Below are 12,837 nucleotides of genomic sequence, written 5' to 3' on the forward strand. Positions count from 1 at the left end.
CTTTTCTTTTAATCCGCCAAAACGGTCCACTCTTCCATCAATTCTTCTAATTGCGCTTTTGCCGCGTTACTTTCCTTTGTGATCTCCATAACCTTTTCATGGTCTTGATACACATCCGGTTCGCAAAGCAGCTGTTGGAGCTCAGCTATTTTTGTTTCTAAATTTCCAATCAGCTTTTCAACTTCCTCTAATCGTCTTTGCTTTTGTCTTTCAACTTTTTTAGCTTCTTTATCCAGCTGATAGCTCGTTTTATCTTGCTGTATTGGAGTAGTGGAGGAGGCCTTTTCAGCCAAATCCAATTCTTTCAGCTCTTTTTGCTCTTCCTTTTTTTCAACATAATAGTCGTAGTCCCCGAGATATTCAGTCGCTCCATCATTGCTAAGCTCAAGAACCTTCGTTGCAATTCGATTAATGAAATAGCGGTCATGGGAAACGAATAACAATGTTCCGGGATAATCGATTAAGGCATTCTCTAAAATTTCCTTGCTATCTAAATCAAGATGGTTTGTCGGCTCATCTAAAATTAAAAAATTGGCTTTTTGCATCATTAATTTGGCTAATGCTAGACGTGCTTTTTCTCCTCCACTTAAAGTAGAGACTGTTTTAAGGACATCATCGCCCGAAAATAGGAAGTTTCCTAAAACGGTCCGAATTTCCTTTTCAGGTTTCAGCGGATATTCATCCCAGAGCTCATTAAGCACCCGTTTATTGGATGTAAGTTTAGCTTGTTCCTGATCGTAATAGCCAATCATCACATTGGAGCCGTAGTGAATATTTCCAGCAAGGGAAGGAATACTCTTAATAATTGTTTTTAATAATGTGGATTTACCAATGCCATTCGGGCCAACAAGGGCAATGCTCTCTCCGCGGGTGATGCGAAAAGAAATATTTTTATTTATTGCTTCGCCTTGATAGCCTACAGCAACTGCATCTGCTTTTAAAACATCATTTCCAGTCTGCTTTTCAATCTGGAAGCCGAAAGAGGCTGACTTCTCGTCTCCTAATGGACGATCCATTAATTCCATGCGCTCCAGCTGCTTTCTTCGGCTCTGCGCTCTTTTCGTTGTGGAGGCCCGTGCTAGATTGCGCTGAATGAAATCTTGGAGCTTAGACACTTCTTCCTGCTGTTTTTCATATTGCTTGAGCTCTCGTTCATAATTTGCTGCTTTCAGTTCAAGATAAGAGCTATAGTTTCCAATATATTTCCTTATTTGATTTCTTGATAGTTCATAAACTTGCGAGACGACCTTGTCGAGAAAATATCTATCATGAGAGACGATTAAAATGGCGCCGTCATATGTTTGCAAATATTGTTCAAGCCAGGATAACGTATCAATATCTAAATGGTTTGTAGGCTCGTCCAAAATTAAAATATCGGGCTTCTTTAAAAGCAGCTTCCCTAAAGCAAGTCTTGTTTTTTGTCCTCCGCTTAATGTCGATATTTTTGTATCATGGCTGAACGATTGGAAATTCAATCCGTGGAGGACTGAACGGATATCCGACTCATACTGATAGCCGCCTTGTTCTTTGAATTGGACTTGTTTTAAATCATATTCTTGTAATATTCGATTATAGCTATCATGATCAGCCATGGCTTCCGGATCCGACATATTAGTCTCCAGCCTGCGCAATTCTTTTTCAAGTCTTTGCAGAGGCTCGAACACAGTTAACATTTCATCCCAAATGGACCGTTCTGATTCAAGGCCTGTATTTTGTGCCAGGTAGCCAATCTCGACTTCCTTCGGCTTAATCAGATCACCAGAATCATAAGAAAGCTGTCCCGCAATTATTTTTAAAAGAGTAGACTTGCCGGCTCCATTCCGTCCAACTAGAGCAATTCGATCTCTCGTTTGCACTTCAAGCTTTATATTCGATAAAATCACTTCTGCACCGAAGTTCTTTATTAATTGGTTAACTTGTAATAAAATCATTTTTTTCACCTCAGTATTATAAGGAAAACTCACCGATTGGCGAGCCTTGGAAAGGCGAAGACAGAGGCGTAGTTGAACTTATCGCGCTCATGGCAGCCACGTCCGGATGTCTTCGCCCGACTAGGACATCCTGTCCGTCGTACTTAATTCCTAAAATTGGCAACTGCGTCGAGTCATCTTCCGCGCTGACAATTTATATTGTCTTAACGTATAAAAATAGTGTAACTCATTCATAAATGTTGGGCAATGTGTGTAAGGTTGAAAGGAATTAATTGTGAAGTGTTTTACACATTTACATAAAAATAGTGTATGATTTTGATGTGAGGTGTTTTAAATGTCTGATTTAACGCATTTTAATCAAGAAGGCAGAGCAAAAATGGTAGATATCAGTGAAAAGCCGGTGACTGCCCGGTCTGCCATCGCCCGTTCAAGTATTACAGTTAACAAAGAAATATATGAAAAAATTTCATCGAATACAATGGAAAAAGGGGATGTCCTCGCGGTTGCTCAAGTTGCGGGTGTCATGGCCAGCAAGAAAACGTGGGAAATAATCCCAATGTGTCATCCGATTCCTTTAACTGGGGTTGATATTTCTTTCTCATGGAATGTGGATCAAGAAGAATACATACTTCAAATTACTGCAACGGCTAAAACAAAGGGGAATACGGGTGTAGAAATGGAAGCGTTAACAGCTGCGTCTGTTTGCGCTCTTACCGTCTATGATATGTGTAAAGCGGTTGATAAAGGGATGGTTATCGGTAAAACCTATTTAGTTGAAAAAACAGGCGGAAAAAATGGAGATTTCAAAAGAGATTCTATATAGGGAACAAAAAACTGTGACCACTGCCTAGAATATAAAAATCAAAACATTTGCCGTTAGAATGAGCAAATGCCAAGGTTAATGAGAGGAGAATATATAATGACGAATGAGTCATTAAAAATTCCACAAGCAACAGCCAAGCGGCTTCCTTTATATTATCGATTCTTAAAAAATTTGCACGCTTCTGGTAAGCAGCGAGTCTCTTCAGCAGAATTAAGTGAAGCGGTAAAGGTCGATTCTGCTACGATTCGGAGGGACTTCTCTTACTTTGGTGCATTGGGCAAAAAGGGATATGGCTATAATGTCAATTACTTGCTTTCATTTTTTCGGAAAACATTGGATCAAGATGAACTAACGAAGGTAGCGCTTATTGGGGTAGGAAATTTAGGAACGGCCTTTTTACATTATAATTTTCTTAAAAATAATAATACGAAGATTGAAGTTGCATTTGATGTGGATGAGGGGAAAGTAGGGACTTTTATTGGCGATGTTCCAATTTACCATATGGATGATCTGGAGAAGGTAATCGCGGAGCAGCAAATACAGGTTGCTATTCTAACTGTTCCTGCGCTAGCCGCTCAGCCTATTGCTGATCGGATTGTACAAGGAAGTGTGAAGGGGATTTTGAATTTCACACCTGCCCGGTTATCTGTACCGTCCTCCATTAGAATTCATCATATTGATCTAGCTGTTGAATTACAATCGCTAATTTACTTCTTAAAGCATTACCCTACAGAAGAGGAATAAAAAAAATGAGCACACAGATGCTCATTTTTTTTGTTGGCTTTTTACGATTTTGAAGTGAAAGGCAACCATCCGTAATCCAGTGCCTAAGTCAAAAGTGGCGATAATAATAAGAAAGTAAGTAAACATTCCCCAGTTCTGGTCTCTTTGGACGTTTTGGATCGCGATATAAGTAAAGAGGATCCCTAGGATAATATAAATGATGCCTGAAAACAATGGTGTTCTTTTCATAAAAATCCTCCGATAAAGCTTTGAATTTTCTCCATTTCTTTTAGCCAGTTTTCAATCTGATCTTTATTAAATTGGATGATAACGACAAAAGTATTCATTGCGACATGCGCAAACATTGGTACAATGATCCGCTTCGTTTTGACATATAAAAAGGCAAAGGTAAAACCCATTGCAGAGTATAAAAGAATATGTGCAAATTCAAAATGAGCAAGCGCAAAAATGACCGAACTAATGAGAGCTGAAAAGAAGAAATTTAAACGCTTGTGCAGGGTGCCAAAAAGGATTTTTCGGAAGACGATTTCTTCTAAAATTGGGCCAATGACAGAGCTAATAATAACGACAACGGGAGCGGCTTCAATGAGACGAATAATTTGCTGCGTATTTTCAGAGCCCACTTCAATCCCGATCATTGTTTCGATATTTGCCGCAATCGATTGTGCGATCAATGCCAGAAACACGCCGCCGATAGCCCAAGCAATGGAAGAACCAACAGATGCCGTATTTCTCATAGAGTAGCTAGCTTTTATTTCTTTTCGAAGTAAAACTAATGTAAGAATTAATGTGATTGTAAAGCTGAAAACGATCCAAGAGGTTACGGCTAATGTCTCCATGTCCGCCATGCTTTTGCCATACAACGTTCCCCAATATACAATGAATGGGACCCCAATAAAGCTCGATAACTGCATACCTATATAAGCAATGAGAATATACCAAAATTCTTTCTTCAATATTTTATCTCCTTATTCAATGTCCTACCTTTCATTTTACCCGTAAAAAGGTTTTCGTATCAAATATTAGACTTAAGAAAACCGTTTGATGTCTTCTTATTAAGGTTAAACTTTTATTTGTGCCTTTTACTTTTACAAATGCTGAAATGTACTTTTTTATATTTTTTGCTAAAAATTTGTGCTTCACTCTTGCAAATAGAGAGGAGATTCTTTAATATAATAATTGTGTTAGCACTCAACTGACGAGAGTGCTAATAAACTAAAAATTTACATATTTATTTGAGGAGGTTGTTTCACTTGTTAAAGCCACTAGGTGATCGAATTATTATCGAGCTTGTTGAAACTGAAGAAAAAACTGCAAGCGGCATCGTATTGCCGGACACTGCAAAAGAAAAGCCTCAAGAAGGCAATGTAGTTGCTGTAGGAACTGGCCGCGTTCTTGATAACGGTGAGCGAGTAGCTCTTGAAGTTGCTGCTGGTGACCGTATTATCTTCTCAAAATATGCTGGTACTGAAGTAAAGTACGAAGGCAAAGAGTATTTAATCTTACGTGAAAATGACATTCTTGCTGTAATTGGTTAATCAGCCAGTTAGCTTAAGACTTTTTTAAAGATAAATTTAAATATTATGAGGAGGTTTTTTTACAATGGCAAAAGACATTAAGTTCTCTGAAGATGCACGCCGTGCGATGCTTCGCGGTGTAGATGCTCTTGCAAACGCAGTAAAAGTAACTCTTGGACCAAAAGGACGCAACGTGGTTCTTGAGAAAAAATTCGGTTCTCCGTTAATTACAAATGACGGTGTTACAATCGCGAAAGAAATCGAATTAGAGGATGCTTTCGAAAACATGGGTGCAAAGCTTGTTGCTGAAGTTGCAAGCAAAACAAACGATGTAGCTGGTGACGGTACGACAACTGCAACGGTTCTTGCTCAAGCAATGATCCGCGAAGGACTTAAAAACGTAACTGCTGGTGCAAACCCAATGGGTATCCGCAAAGGAATCGAAAAAGCAGTTGCTACAGCTGTACAAGAATTACAAGCGATCGCTAAGCCAATTGAAGGCAAAGAGTCCATTGCACAAGTAGCTGCAATTTCTTCTGATGATAAAGAAGTTGGTGCATTAATCGCTGAAGCAATGGAGCGCGTTGGCAACGACGGAGTTATCACAATCGAAGAATCAAAAGGTTTCACTACTGAGCTTGATGTAGTTGAAGGTATGCAATTCGATCGTGGATACGCATCTCCATACATGGTAACAGACTCAGATAAAATGGAAGCTATTCTAGAAAATCCATATATCTTAATCACAGATAAAAAGATCACAAGCATTCAAGAAATTCTTCCAGTTCTTGAGCAAGTGGTTCAACAAGGCAAGCCATTATTGCTTGTTGCAGAAGATGTTGAAGGGGAAGCGCTTGCTACATTAGTAGTAAACAAGCTTCGTGGAACATTCAATGCAGTAGCGGTTAAAGCACCTGGCTTCGGTGACCGCCGTAAAGCTATGCTTGAAGATATCGCGATCCTAACAGGCGGTGAAGTAATCACTGAAGAATTAGGCCGTGATCTTAAATCTGCAACAATCGAATCTTTAGGACGTGCTTCTAAAGTTGTTGTAACGAAAGAAAACACAACAATCGTTGAAGGTGCAGGAGACAGCGCACAAATCGCTTCTCGTGTAAACCAAATCCGCGTTCAATTAGAAGAAACTACTTCTGAATTTGATAAAGAAAAACTTCAAGAGCGCTTAGCTAAATTAGCTGGTGGAGTAGCAGTGATTAAAGTTGGTGCTGCTACAGAAACTGAATTAAAAGAGCGCAAGCTTCGCATTGAGGATGCTCTAAACGCAACTCGTGCAGCTGTTGAAGAAGGAATCGTATCTGGTGGTGGGGTAGCTCTTCTTAACGTTTACAACAAAGTAGCTGCTCTTCAAGAAGACGGCGATATCCAAACTGGTATCAACATCGTATTACGTGCGATGGAAGAGCCTGTACGCACAATCGCTCAAAACGCTGGCCTTGAAGGATCTGTTATCGTTGACCGCTTAAAGCGCGAAGATGTTGGCATCGGCTTCAACGCTGCTACTGGCGAGTGGGTTAACATGATCGAAGCTGGTATCGTAGATCCGAAGAAAGTAACTCGTTCAGCTCTTCAAAACGCTGGTTCCGTAGCTGCTATGCTTCTAACTACTGAAGCAGTTATCGCTGACAAACCAGAACCAAACGCACCTGCAATGCCTGACATGGGCGCTATGGGCGGAATGGGCGGCATGATGTAAGGCTTTTAAGCCATACATTTGAGAAATAGTTAAGGCTATTTTTCCCCCCGTTTTTCATTGAGTTTGTGAAGCAGTCCAATGTATAAATAGTTTGTAAGAAAGAGACTATTTCCTATTTAAAGGAGGTAGTCTTTTTTTGTTGCTAAAATTTGCATATCAAGATTTTATAGATGACCGCAAATTTAAGAAGGCTAAACCAATTAGCGGAGTAATCATTGTTACTAAAGAAAACTTTAATATGGTAAAGGGATTTGATGAAAGGTTTGCAGGATGGGGGAAAGAAGATAATGCATTTAAAGATGCAATGAATACTGTATGTGGACCTTATAAATGGCCAGAAGCAACCTCCATCTATCATTTATGGCATCCAAAGGTCGGATCTCGTGGTAACCCTAACTATCACAAAAATGTTAATTTATATAAACGTTACAATAATAATAGAGGAAATTTAGAAGAAATGAAAAAGCTGATTATGGAGCGTGCCCAGAATAGAGAGTTTTTATGGATTGATGAACGGCTATCTCTAAACGATAAGCCAATTCTATAAAAAAGGGGTGGACCAATATGCCATTCCCTCATAAAAAAGAGCTGTTATCTGTTTTGAACAGCTCTTTTTCTTTATGAATCCTGTAATCCTTTGATTAAGACCTCTATCACCTCTGGGCGGCTAAATTCTGGAGGCGGCATTTCCCCATTTCGAAGCATTTCTCGAACCTTTGTACCTGATAGATGTAAATGGTCTGTTTTGTTATGTGGGCACGTTTTACTAGAAGCCATACTTTTGCACTTTGTACAATAAAAGCTATGTTCGAAAGAAAGAATCGTTATGCCAATCTCTTCCAGGTTAAATTGGTTAAAGATTTTTTGGGCATCATAGGTTCCATAATAATTGCCAACTCCGGCATGGTCTCGCCCAACAATGAAATGTGTACAGCCATAGTTTTTGCGAACTAGAGCATGGAAGATTGCTTCTTTTGGACCAGCGTACCTCATGGATGCAAGAAAGATACCTAAATATACACGATCATTAGGATAATAGTTTTTTAGCAACACTTCATAACTTTTCAATCGAATAGCTGCTGGAATATCATCGGGTTTTGTTTCGCCCACTAAAGGATTTAGAAATAAGCCGTCAACCATTTCTAGTGCTGTCTTTTGGATATATTCATGTGCTCTGTGAACAGGATTTCTTGTCTGGAATCCAACCACTGTGTTCCAATTCCTTTGTTGAAATTCCTTTCTCACTTCTATGGGCGTTTTATAGTAGCGTTTAAAATCAGGATGTTTGAGTGGAAATTTTGTTAAAACAATTGGTCCTGCGGCATAAATATTGGAACGGTGCAAGAGTTTTTTGACACCAGGATGCTCAGGGTCAGCTGTTTGATAGACGTTTTCTGCTTCCTCTTTTTTATTTGGTGTATATAGTTCTTGAAGCTCTATTACACCATAAGTTTCATTTTCAAACGTAAGTCTCACTTTTTCCCCTATCTTTAGCTTTTGTGCTGTATCCTCTGTAACAGGAAGGGTAATCGGGATACTCCAAACAATTCCGTTTGCCAATCTCATGTTCTGTAATACCGATTCATAATCATTTTTTCCGAGAAAACCAACCAGCGGGCTGTATGCTCCATTTGCGATTAACTCTAAATCGGAAAGTGCCATTGCATCCATTTCAATCTCAGATGCAAGTGCAGAAAAATTGTAATTTAAATCAACTCGATTTATTAACTTACCGCCGTGAGGAATACTTAATGTCAAAATCAATCACTCCTTTATATTTAGTAAGAGGCCTGCCTTATCGAAAAGATATGAAATAAGAATTTCAACTGATTCACCAATTGATAATTTATTAGTATCCATAACGATTTCAGGATTTTTTGGCTCTTCATAAGGCTGATCAATTCCAGTAAAATGGGGTATTTCTCCTTTTCTTGCCTTTTTATAAAGTCCTTTCGGATCCCTGTTTTCACACTCTTCAATTGAACATTTGACATACACTTCAATAAATTCACCTTGTTTAAAAAGCGCTCGTGCGTTTAACCTCTCTTTTTCAAATGGAGAAATGAGTGCTGAAAGTACCACGGTTCCAGCATCTACAAACAGCTTTCCTATTTCAGCTGTTCTCCTAATATTTTCTTGTCGATCTTCAGCAGTAAATGAAAGATTCTTATTTATACCATGACGGAGATTATCCCCATCTAATAAATAAACATTGATGTTTTTTTCAAATAATTTATGCTGAAGTGCATTGGCTATTGTAGATTTCCCTGATCCTGATAACCCCGTAAACCAAATCATTATACTTCTATGACCATTTTGTTTTTCTCGATCTTCTTTTTTTATAGCTGATTGATGCCAGAAAACATTATTTTTTGTCTCGTCATTATTATTCAAGAAGCTACTCTCCTTCCATATAAAAAATTTCGTTAAACAAAAACCAATTTTATTCGTAATACAGTTTATGTATGGATTGAGACATCGGAATCGGCATGTGTTAAAACAAACACAAGCCCAAGAAGTAAAAAATAGGGGGAGCTTAATATTTTTCGATAATCAAACTTACAATTATTGTTATATGGTGATTGGTATTCTAGGTTTCATTTACTATATTCAATGATCAACATTGTTTTTCAGCAAAATAACTAGTCCAACTTAATAGATGTATACATATTCTGTAACAGGAAGTAAACATTCATCAACAGTTTGGAAACATGCATTTTCCTATAAGAATTTGATTGGGGAAGTGAAAATGGAAGTATCAATTATTATTATGGGGGGGTTTGTTGGTTTTCTTGTTGGTTTGACTGGGGTAGGGGGAGCATCACTTTTGACCCCGTTGCTAATGCTAATTGGGATTAACCCTTTCGTAGCTGTTGGAACCGACCTATTTTATAATTCCATAACAAAACTGTTTGGAACAATCCAGCATTGGAGACAGAAGACAATTAATGGCTGGTTAGTGTTGTATTTTTCTTTTGGCAGTATTCCAGGTGCAGTAATCGCTATCGTTTTACTTAAAGTTTTTGATTCTTATTTTGAAAATCTAGAACTGATTATTAAGCATTCGATTGGGTATGTTCTTATTTTCGTAGCTGCGGCAATGGTTTTTCAAAACCTTTCTAGTAATCGTTTCGAAACTGGCCAAGTAACGAAAAATCCTGTAGAAGGAAAAAAAGTACTAACGATTCTGATTGGTTTCTTTCTAGGGTTTATTGTGGGTTTAACATCGATTGGGTCAGGATCTTTATTTGCACTTGCACTGTTATACATTTATCGTATTAGAACATCGAGTGTCGTCGGCACAGATATTGCACATGCTTTTGGTTTAGTAACTGTAGCTGGAATCCTGCATGCAGGTCTTGGTAATGTCGATTTTCTCTTGGTAGTTAACCTGTTAATAGGATCAATACCGGGAGTTATCTTAGGTAGTAAAGTATCCACAAAAGTACCGGCAAAACCCCTTAGATTCATTTTGGCAGTGATTTTATTCATTAGTGGTATAAAGATTATATTCTAGAAAAGCATAGCTGGATTTTCTTGTATCTAGGAAACCAGCTATGTTGTTTAAGTAGGATAAAAAGGAGTGAATTTGATTGGAAACAAAAAAAATCGTTGAGAATGGCCGCTTTGATCTGCATTTGCATACCACCGCTTCCGATGGAATTTATTCCCCATGCGAAATTGTAAAAATGGCAGCCCAAATAAGCACCTGGAAAAAGAAGGCTGAACAGTATTCTAAAGTATCTGTTTTTCAACTTCCTGCGAAAGTTACTTTAGGACAATGCTTGAATTTTGCTGTCAGCAAAGCAAAATATGAAATCATAGCAAAATTTGATGACGATGATTATTATTCTCCGAACTATATAGCTCAGGCAATGCAAGTATTTGAGGAAAAACAAGCAGATATCGTAGGGGAATCTAAAGTGTTTACTTACATACAAATGGATAAACGTCTGTGTATTCGAAAAACCTGGAATCCAATAGGAGGGGGGACTATTATGTTTCGAAAAAGAGTCTTTGAAAAAGTTCAGTTTCCAGCAAAAAACTCGGGAGAAGACAATGCTTTTTTAAAAGATGCAAAAAAAAGAGGTTTTAAAATCTGTACAACAAATCCATATAACTATGTCTATATACGAAAGGGCCATAACCACCATGCATGGAAAGTATCTGGAAGGAAACTCAGAAGAAATTGTTCTAATATAATGATAACTAATGATTATATACCCCATGTTTCCCAAGCTCCTTAAATGTATATTTTCGCATATATATTAGAATCGAAGAGAATTTAACTAGAAACAATAAATTTCAATCTGCAAAAGGAGTGAAATAATGGATATTCTGATTTCCGCAGCTACACATCGCTCTGGATCAACATTGTTACAGCGGATATTTAATGCACGAATGAAAACTTTAATTTGGGGAGAGCATAATGGGGTTTTAACAAATTTTTGTGAACTTGAAAAGAAGCTAAGTGATTACGCAAGCAAATTTGAACACCAAAGAGAAGTTTATTTTAAAACTAATGAAAATCCATCTAACTGGATCGCCACTATGAATCCATCCAAAAAATTTATTGACAATGCTGTACATCATTCAGTAAAAGCTTTTTTAGATAACCTTTACGCGGAACATAATAAAACCCATGATATTATTGGTTTTAAGGAAGTACGATACGGTCAAGCTGAACTGGAATTATTCAGGAAATGCTACCCCCATACCAAGATTATATTACTCGTTCGTAATCCTATAGATGTGTGGAGAAGCCATTCTAATCATTTAAAAAAAGAAGTTTACAATCATTCCCTAGAAAAGTTTATAAAAAAGTGGAGAAATCACGTATTATATTATATTAATCTAGCAAAAAATGATCCTAATGCATACTTTCTAAAATACGAAGACATTGTAGCGAGAAAACCGAAAACCTTAAATACGATCTTAGATGTAGCTGATATCACGATGGAAGAATTTAATAGCGTCCTAGATGTTAAAATAAAGGGGTTAAATAAGGGAACGACTAAGCCTAATGATTTACACCGAATTGAAATGAAGTGTAGCGATATCATGGAGCAATTAAACTATCCAATTGGATAAATTTTTATTTTTTTATGACTCGAATGAGTTAAACAACTCGTTACCTGGGTTCTCGTACATGGAGACAACAATACAATGGTTGATTATCCGTTCGTTACCTATGCCCTCGCGCATGGAGACAATCTTAGCATTTTTCAGGGGATAAGAGATAATCGGATATCTGCAGAACATCATAGCGGTGTTGGGGAAAAGCTGGAGGATTGGTTTTATGGAGATTTTAAAATCTGGGATAAATGAGAAAATAGATGAAAAAAATACTAGCATCTTAAATTTCTATAAAGCTTGTCATTTTTCATTGTTATTCTTATAAAGAAGCATGTGAGCAATATGGTTTTGTTCTATGTTTTTTTTAGATTAAAAGATATAAATAAAAACTTAAAAGAGGGTGTCCCAAAAGTATAACTTTTAAAGGGGGGCACCCTTTATCAATTCACAAGAAAAGAGCTTGGATTTCCAAGCCATTTTCAGAGTAAGAGTATTTCGCAATAGGGCGCGTTTGTGTAATTAGCTCAATTGCTTCTTGCAAATGATCTGTTTATTAGAAGAAAAATATCCAGTGTACCAAAACGGTGCAAGAAGCCTAAATGTTTAAAACGCTGGATAATAGATAAACATAAAAAGCCTAGTAGTGTTAGATTATGAACATTTTTAGGCTTATAGACTTAAAATCGTTGAATGTCTGAAACGAGGTTAGTGGAGCGATCTAGTAGATCACCCACAATAAACTTGTGATTTTTTAAAAATCACACCAAAATAACAAAAAATACATTTGGATATGAAGATTTACGAGAGTAAACCCTTTTTATTATTAGGATGTTGTCTAGAAAATCGTAAGTATGAAAGTTAGTGAAAATGCGCGGAAATTAAGTAAAAGATGGGCGGCATGATGTAATAAGTGCCTCTAACCCTTGATATGAATGGGTTTGTAAGTAAGATGAGAGTAAATGCTACATTTTGCTAACATAGAGGATATTAATCGAGGCTTCTAATAAGTTCACTGAACTTTTGAGAGGCTTC

At 37.4% G+C, this 12,837-nt stretch carries 14 protein-coding genes; 9 read left to right on the top strand and 5 right to left on the bottom strand.

What is annotated here, in order from left to right:
• Positions 1 to 8: 8 nt before the first annotated feature.
• Positions 9 to 1,931 (bottom strand): ABC-F family ATP-binding cassette domain-containing protein, encoded by a 1,923-nt coding sequence (locus F7731_RS22450; RefSeq protein ID WP_151537030.1) that lies wholly within the window; start codon positions 1,929 to 1,931, stop codon positions 9 to 11.
• Positions 1,932 to 2,265: 334 nt separating this feature from the next.
• Between F7731_RS22450 and moaC the strand changes: the two genes are divergently transcribed.
• Positions 2,266 to 2,754: a cyclic pyranopterin monophosphate synthase MoaC gene (gene moaC / locus F7731_RS22455; protein WP_151537031.1), complete on the top strand. Its 489-nt coding sequence runs from the start codon at positions 2,266 to 2,268 to the stop codon at positions 2,752 to 2,754.
• 96 nt (positions 2,755 to 2,850) lie between these two features.
• Positions 2,851 to 3,498: a redox-sensing transcriptional repressor Rex gene (locus F7731_RS22460; protein WP_151537032.1), complete on the top strand. Its 648-nt coding sequence runs from the start codon at positions 2,851 to 2,853 to the stop codon at positions 3,496 to 3,498.
• A 21-nt stretch (positions 3,499 to 3,519) separates the two neighbouring features.
• Here F7731_RS22460 and F7731_RS22465 read toward each other — a convergent pair whose 3' ends face one another.
• Together F7731_RS22465 and F7731_RS22470 are read right to left on the bottom strand one after the other, a co-directional pair.
• Positions 3,520 to 3,726: a YdiK family protein gene (locus tag F7731_RS22465; RefSeq protein ID WP_151537033.1), complete on the bottom strand. Its 207-nt coding sequence runs from the start codon at positions 3,724 to 3,726 to the stop codon at positions 3,520 to 3,522.
• Positions 3,723 to 4,454: a CPBP family intramembrane glutamic endopeptidase gene (locus F7731_RS22470; RefSeq protein WP_151537034.1), complete on the bottom strand. Its 732-nt coding sequence runs from the start codon at positions 4,452 to 4,454 to the stop codon at positions 3,723 to 3,725. The genes F7731_RS22465 and F7731_RS22470 overlap by 4 nt, the downstream gene beginning before the upstream one ends.
• A gap of 297 nt (positions 4,455 to 4,751) precedes the next feature.
• Here F7731_RS22470 and groES point away from each other — a divergent pair, with 297 nt between their 5' ends.
• From groES to F7731_RS22485, 3 genes are all read left to right on the top strand, one after another.
• Positions 4,752 to 5,036, top strand: coding sequence for a co-chaperone GroES (gene groES / locus F7731_RS22475; protein WP_151537035.1), 285 nt, complete (start codon positions 4,752 to 4,754; stop codon positions 5,034 to 5,036).
• Between the two features lie 64 nt (positions 5,037 to 5,100).
• Positions 5,101 to 6,729, top strand: a complete 1,629-nt coding sequence (gene groL / locus F7731_RS22480; protein ID WP_151537036.1) for a chaperonin GroEL — start codon at positions 5,101 to 5,103, stop codon at positions 6,727 to 6,729.
• Positions 6,730 to 6,865: 136 nt separating this feature from the next.
• Entirely contained in the window at positions 6,866 to 7,276 is a 411-nt protein-coding gene (locus F7731_RS22485; protein WP_151537037.1) for a galactosyltransferase-related protein, read from the top strand.
• 71 nt (positions 7,277 to 7,347) lie between these two features.
• On the opposite strand, the gene sat is transcribed toward F7731_RS22485, so the two are convergent.
• Together sat and cysC are read right to left on the bottom strand one after the other, a co-directional pair.
• Complete coding sequence (gene sat, locus F7731_RS22490) at positions 7,348 to 8,487, bottom strand: sulfate adenylyltransferase (protein ID WP_151537038.1); 1,140 nt, start codon at positions 8,485 to 8,487, stop codon at positions 7,348 to 7,350.
• A gap of 6 nt (positions 8,488 to 8,493) precedes the next feature.
• Positions 8,494 to 9,123, bottom strand: coding sequence for an adenylyl-sulfate kinase (cysC, locus tag F7731_RS22495; RefSeq protein WP_151537039.1), 630 nt, complete (start codon positions 9,121 to 9,123; stop codon positions 8,494 to 8,496).
• A 355-nt stretch (positions 9,124 to 9,478) separates the two neighbouring features.
• On the opposite strand from cysC, the gene F7731_RS22500 reads away from it, so the two are divergent.
• The 4 genes from F7731_RS22500 to F7731_RS26630 all read left to right on the top strand — a co-directional run bounded on the left by F7731_RS22500 (position 9,479) and on the right by F7731_RS26630 (position 12,057).
• Positions 9,479 to 10,246, top strand: a complete 768-nt coding sequence (locus F7731_RS22500; protein WP_151537040.1) for a sulfite exporter TauE/SafE family protein — start codon at positions 9,479 to 9,481, stop codon at positions 10,244 to 10,246.
• Positions 10,247 to 10,322: 76 nt separating this feature from the next.
• On the top strand, positions 10,323 to 10,976 hold the full coding sequence (locus F7731_RS22505) for a glycosyltransferase family 2 protein (RefSeq protein WP_151537041.1): 654 nt from the start codon (positions 10,323 to 10,325) through the stop codon (positions 10,974 to 10,976).
• Positions 10,977 to 11,058: 82 nt separating this feature from the next.
• Entirely contained in the window at positions 11,059 to 11,820 is a 762-nt protein-coding gene (locus tag F7731_RS22510) for a sulfotransferase (protein WP_151537042.1), read from the top strand.
• Between the two features lie 75 nt (positions 11,821 to 11,895).
• A complete protein-coding gene (locus tag F7731_RS26630) occupies positions 11,896 to 12,057 on the top strand; it encodes a hypothetical protein (protein WP_170289783.1) in 162 nt (53 codons plus the stop codon).
• Positions 12,058 to 12,837: the final 780 nt, after the last annotated feature.

It is taken from the genome of Cytobacillus depressus, assembly GCF_008923245.1.
Taxonomy (GTDB): Bacteria; Bacillota; Bacilli; order Bacillales; family Cytobacillaceae; genus Cytobacillus; species Cytobacillus depressus.

Coding starts and splice junctions, on each gene's coding strand:
- F7731_RS22450 (WP_151537030.1), bottom strand. CDS start 1,931: ATGATTTTATTACAAGTTAACCAATTAATAAAGAACTTCGGTGCAGAA.
- moaC (WP_151537031.1), top strand. CDS start 2,266: ATGTCTGATTTAACGCATTTTAATCAAGAAGGCAGAGCAAAAATGGTA.
- F7731_RS22460 (WP_151537032.1), top strand. CDS start 2,851: ATGACGAATGAGTCATTAAAAATTCCACAAGCAACAGCCAAGCGGCTT.
- F7731_RS22465 (WP_151537033.1), bottom strand. CDS start 3,726: ATGAAAAGAACACCATTGTTTTCAGGCATCATTTATATTATCCTAGGG.
- groL (WP_151537036.1), top strand. CDS start 5,101: ATGGCAAAAGACATTAAGTTCTCTGAAGATGCACGCCGTGCGATGCTT.
- F7731_RS22500 (WP_151537040.1), top strand. CDS start 9,479: ATGGAAGTATCAATTATTATTATGGGGGGGTTTGTTGGTTTTCTTGTT.
- F7731_RS22510 (WP_151537042.1), top strand. CDS start 11,059: ATGGATATTCTGATTTCCGCAGCTACACATCGCTCTGGATCAACATTG.
- F7731_RS26630 (WP_170289783.1), top strand. CDS start 11,896: ATGGTTGATTATCCGTTCGTTACCTATGCCCTCGCGCATGGAGACAAT.